4 protein-coding genes are annotated in these 4,059 nt (G+C 72.5%); 2 read left to right on the forward strand and 2 right to left on the reverse strand.

Annotated elements, in window-relative coordinates; genetic code table 11:
- Window positions 1-421 precede the first annotated feature (421 nt).
- Both ACLQ26_RS32975 and ACLQ26_RS32980 read right to left on the reverse strand, forming a co-directional pair.
- The gene (locus tag ACLQ26_RS32975; protein WP_425748269.1) at window positions 422-1,855 is read right to left on the reverse strand and encodes an MFS transporter; all 1,434 of its coding nucleotides are present in this window, start codon (window positions 1,853-1,855) and stop codon (window positions 422-424) included.
- An 85-nt stretch (window positions 1,856-1,940) separates the two neighbouring features.
- Window positions 1,941-2,177: a hypothetical protein gene (locus tag ACLQ26_RS32980; protein WP_358143331.1), complete on the reverse strand. Its 237-nt coding sequence runs from the start codon at window positions 2,175-2,177 to the stop codon at window positions 1,941-1,943.
- Between the two features lie 146 nt (window positions 2,178-2,323).
- Here ACLQ26_RS32980 and ACLQ26_RS32985 point away from each other — a divergent pair, with 146 nt between their 5' ends.
- Both ACLQ26_RS32985 and ACLQ26_RS32990 read left to right on the forward strand, forming a co-directional pair.
- A complete protein-coding gene (locus ACLQ26_RS32985) occupies window positions 2,324-3,478 on the forward strand; it encodes a geranylgeranyl reductase family protein (RefSeq protein WP_425748270.1) in 1,155 nt (384 codons plus the stop codon).
- A gap of 302 nt (window positions 3,479-3,780) precedes the next feature.
- Window positions 3,781-3,954 (forward strand): hypothetical protein, encoded by a 174-nt coding sequence (locus tag ACLQ26_RS32990; RefSeq protein WP_358101717.1) that lies wholly within the window; start codon window positions 3,781-3,783, stop codon window positions 3,952-3,954.
- Window positions 3,955-4,059 lie beyond the last annotated feature (105 nt).

Genomic DNA, 4,059 nt, shown 5'->3' on the forward strand with positions numbered 1-4,059 from the left:
CCTACCCCGACGCCTACGCCCAGTGGGAGCAGCAGGCCACCGACCTGGTCGGCCAGCACTGGAACAGCTGACCCACCGCACGACCCCGACCGACTGGCCGGCACCCGAACCCGGGTGCCGGCCAGCGGCATATCCGGCCCGACCCACCAACCCGCCGACGCCATAACCACCCCAACGAAGAAAACGGAATGGTGTTGCAACCATCGGTTGAGCCCGCCTCCGAACGGAAACTGTCCAAGATCTCGTGTCCGCGTACCTGCCGGGGGCGGCCGGGCCGATGGGCGCCGGCCGGTCGGTGGCGGCGCGGGTGTCGGGCCGTTGCGTGCCGCCTGGTCGGTGGGCGGCCCGGGTGCCGCCGCTGAGGGGGGCGGTCCGTGGGCGGCGGGTGACGGGCCTGGCGGTGCGCGTACACCTGGGATTTTCAGTCGTGGTGACGGCGGAGGATGTCGATCAGGGCGGCGACCAGCGCGAGCGCGATGATCCCCGTCGCGAGCAGTAGCGATTTCTCGAAGGCCGACGTCCAGTTGCCGTGACTGTCGGCGAGCGAGGAGAAGAACATCGAGCCGACCGCCGCGATGCCTGCCGCCGCGCCGATCCGCTGACCGGTCTGGAGCATGCCGGCTCCGCTGCCCGCCTGGGGGACCGGCACCTGGGCGAGGGTGAGCGTCTGGTTGGGGGCGATGACCAGACCGCTGCCGATGCCGGCGACGAGCAGTGGTGCGGCGGTGACCCACGGCGCGGGGGCGTCCGGCGCGAGGCGGAGTGCGAGCACTGTCGCGGTCAGACCGATCACCACGCCGAGCAGGCCGATGGCGACCAGGGGACGGCCGAAGCGGTTGACGATGCGTCCACCAAGCGCGGACGCGGCGGCGGATCCGAGGGCGAACGGGGTGATGGCGAGTCCGGCGACGAGCGCGCTGTAGCCGAGTCCGTTCTGCAGGAACAGGGTGAAGATGAAGAAGATCGCGGTGAAGCCGCCGAAGTAGATGAGCGCGATGAGCGACCCGAGTGTGTACGACTGGAAGGTGAACAGGCGCAGGTCGAACAGCGGTTCCTGGTGTCGCGCGTACCACCGTTCCCACAGGCCGAAGGCGACGAGCACCGCCAGGCCGGCCGGGATGAGCGCCCACTTCCAGGGCGTACGCCACTGTTGTTCCTGCACGAGTGGCAGCAGGACCAGCACGACGCCGACGCCGAGCAGCAGCACACCGACCGGGTCGAGTCGACGCCGACCGGGCTGCCCTTCGGGGCGGCCGGGCAGCAGCCGCCACCCGAGGATCACCGCGACGATGCCGACGGGCACGTTGACGAAGAAGACCCACCGCCAGCCGTGCTCCTCGCCGCCCAGGGCGATGAGCAGCCCGCCGAGCAGCGGTCCGACGGCGGTGGAGATGCCGATGGTCGCGCCGAGCAACCCGAACGGGCGGGCTCGTTCCGGCCCCCGGAACAGTTGTTGGATCAACCCGATCACCTGCGGGTTGATGATGCCGGCGGCGGCGCCCTGCAGCAGTCGGGCGGCGACCAGCCAGGTGGGGGAGGTGGCCAGGCCGGCGAGCGCGCTGGTCAGGGTGAACAGCGCGATGCCGAAGACGAACGCGTTGCGCCGACCGCGGAAGTCACCGAAGCGGCCGGCGGGTACGAGCACCAGCCCGAAGGTGAGCGCGTACCCGGAGAGGACCCACTGCAGGTCGCTCGGGGAGGCGTTCAGCGCGCGGTCGATGGACGGCACCGCGACGTTGACGATGCTCACGTCGAGCAGCGTCATGAACGCGGCGACCAGCCCGACTCCGACGGCCTGCCAGCGCCTGCGATTCTCGGCCGCGTCGACCGGCTGCGGCTCGCTCGCCGCGCTCATCGTGCCCCCCGTTGACCGTCGATCATGCATCTCTGACCGCTACCCCGGTCAACGGGAGGCGAACCGTCGCGGGTGGTGCCGTGTGTCACGCCATCTGGCGGGCGCAGAACCGGGGGCCGAAGTCGAGGCCGGCCATCGGCGAGTCCTCGCGGTGCAGCAGGCCCTTCTCGGTGAGTTGGTGCAGTGGCGTGTGCACCTGCTCGTCGGTCAGTCCGGATTCTTCGGCGATCAGGTCCGGATAGGGCACCTGGCCACGTGCTTCGAGTGCGGTGACCGCCTGGTACACCCGCTGCTCGATCTCCGACAGCTGCACCTGCTGCATGATCTCCTCCTTTGCCCGTCCGCTCCGCGCGGACGGTCGCGCCGCGTCGGTTACCCCCTGCCTGACCGAAGATGCCCACTCGTTCGGGCGGTTGGGCAGCGTGCCGTGCTCGGGCCGCGCGGCGGGGCGTGCCCTAGGCTGCAACCGTGATCGTCTGGGATCTCGTCGTCGTCGGCGCCGGCCCCGCCGGGCTCTCCGCGGCACACGCCGCGGCCCGCGCCGGCGTTCGTACGCTGGTGGTCGAGCGGGCCGCGCACCCGCGGTACAAGACGTGCGGTGGTGGCCTGATCGGCACGTCGCTTGCGGCCGTGCGTGGCCGCATCGAGGTGCCCGCGCACGACCGGGTGGACCGGGTGACGTTCACCCGCGACGGCCGGCGGGAGTTCACCCGCCGCAACGGCAGTCCGGTGGTGACCATGGTGCGCCGCGAGGAGTTCGACGACCGGCTGCGCGCGGCGGCGGTCGCCGCCGGCGCGCAGATGCGGGAGCAGGTCGCGGTCCGCGCGATAGAGCAGGACCCCGAGGGGGTACGCCTGCGGCTGGCCGACGGTACGACGATCGCGGCCCGCACGGTGATCGGCGCGGACGGCTCCTCGGGGGTGACCGCCCGACACGTGGGTGTGCGTTACCGACAGGTGGATCTGGGGCTGGAGTTGGAGGTTCCGGTGCCGCCCGCCGAGCAGGAGCGTTGGCGCGGGCGACTGCTGCTGGACTGGGGGGCGATGCCGGGCTCGTACGCCTGGGTGTTCCCGAAGGGCGACCGGCTCACGGTCGGGGTGATCGCGGGTCGCGGCGCGGGGGAGGGGACGCGCGCCTACCTGCGGCAGTTCGTCGACCGGTTGGGCCTGACCGGCATGCCGGCTGAGCACGACTCAGGTCACCTGACCCGCTGCCGCGAGGAGGACTCGCCCCTGCGTAACGGCCGGGTGTTGGTGGTGGGGGATGCCGCCGGGCTGTTGGAGCCGTGGAGCCGCGAGGGCATCAGCTTCGCGCTGCGCTCCGGGGAGATGGCCGGCGCGGCGGTCGCCGACGGTGATCTGGCCGGGTACGAGCGGGCGGTCGGCGCGTGCCTGACGCCGGAGATGCGGGCGGGGTACCGGCTGCTGGACCTGTTCACCCGCCGCCCGGAGGTGTTCCACGCGCTGTTGGCGACCCCGCCGGGCTGGCGGATGTTCGTCCGTTTCTGTCAGGGCCGGGCGAGCTTCGACGAGATGCTGCGACGCCGACCGATCCGGGCGGCGCTCGCGGTGCTTGACCGCCTGCCCGCTCCGCGTCGACCCGCTACCAGCGTTCACCGCTGAGCACAGGCGGCCCGCCGGCCGCCCCGCCTCGCCCGCGCCCGCTCGCTCGTCGGGCCCGTGTGGCTTGCGCCCGCTCCGGCCCGCCTGTTGTTCTGCGCCCGCCCGCCCGCCCGCCCGCCCGCCCGCCCGCCCGCCCGCCCGTGCCGACGGCGCACGCCGCTTCTGGCCATACACCCAGGATCCTAGGATGCTCTACGCGATGTGCCGCCCACCGCACCCGAAGGTCGAGGGCGCTGTCAGCCGACAGACCGGTGCTGGGGAGCGCCCGTCGGCGGACAATGGCGGGGTAGGAGGGGGTGCCGATGGCCGAGCAACCGTTCACCGAGGACGAGTACGCGTTCCTGCGCCACATCCGGTTCGGGGAGTTGCCACCCGCCGTTCGCCCGGACGAGCGCGTCGCGCTGACCGAGACCGATCCCGGGCGGGACCGGCCGGAGAAGGCCGAGGACCCGGTCCGCTGGAACGTGCAGGGCTGAGAGACGACAAGGCGGGGGGGGGGGGGGGGCCCCCCCCCCCCCCCCCCCCGGGGGGCGAACAGATGAAAAAAAAACCCGACGCCCACCCCGACAAACCCCCCAATG

The organism is Micromonospora sp. DT43 (genome assembly GCF_049841645.1).
In the GTDB taxonomy this organism is placed as follows: Bacteria; Actinomycetota; Actinomycetes; order Mycobacteriales; family Micromonosporaceae; genus Micromonospora.

Bases quoted from the DNA above. Each gene is read 5' to 3' on its own strand.
- ACLQ26_RS32990 (WP_358101717.1), top strand. From the start codon at position 3,781: ATGGCCGAGCAACCGTTCACCGAGGACGAGTACGCGTTCCTGCGCCAC.
- ACLQ26_RS32975 (WP_425748269.1), bottom strand. From the start codon at position 1,855: ATGAGCGCGGCGAGCGAGCCGCAGCCGGTCGACGCGGCCGAGAATCGC.
- ACLQ26_RS32980 (WP_358143331.1), bottom strand. From the start codon at position 2,177: ATGCAGCAGGTGCAGCTGTCGGAGATCGAGCAGCGGGTGTACCAGGCG.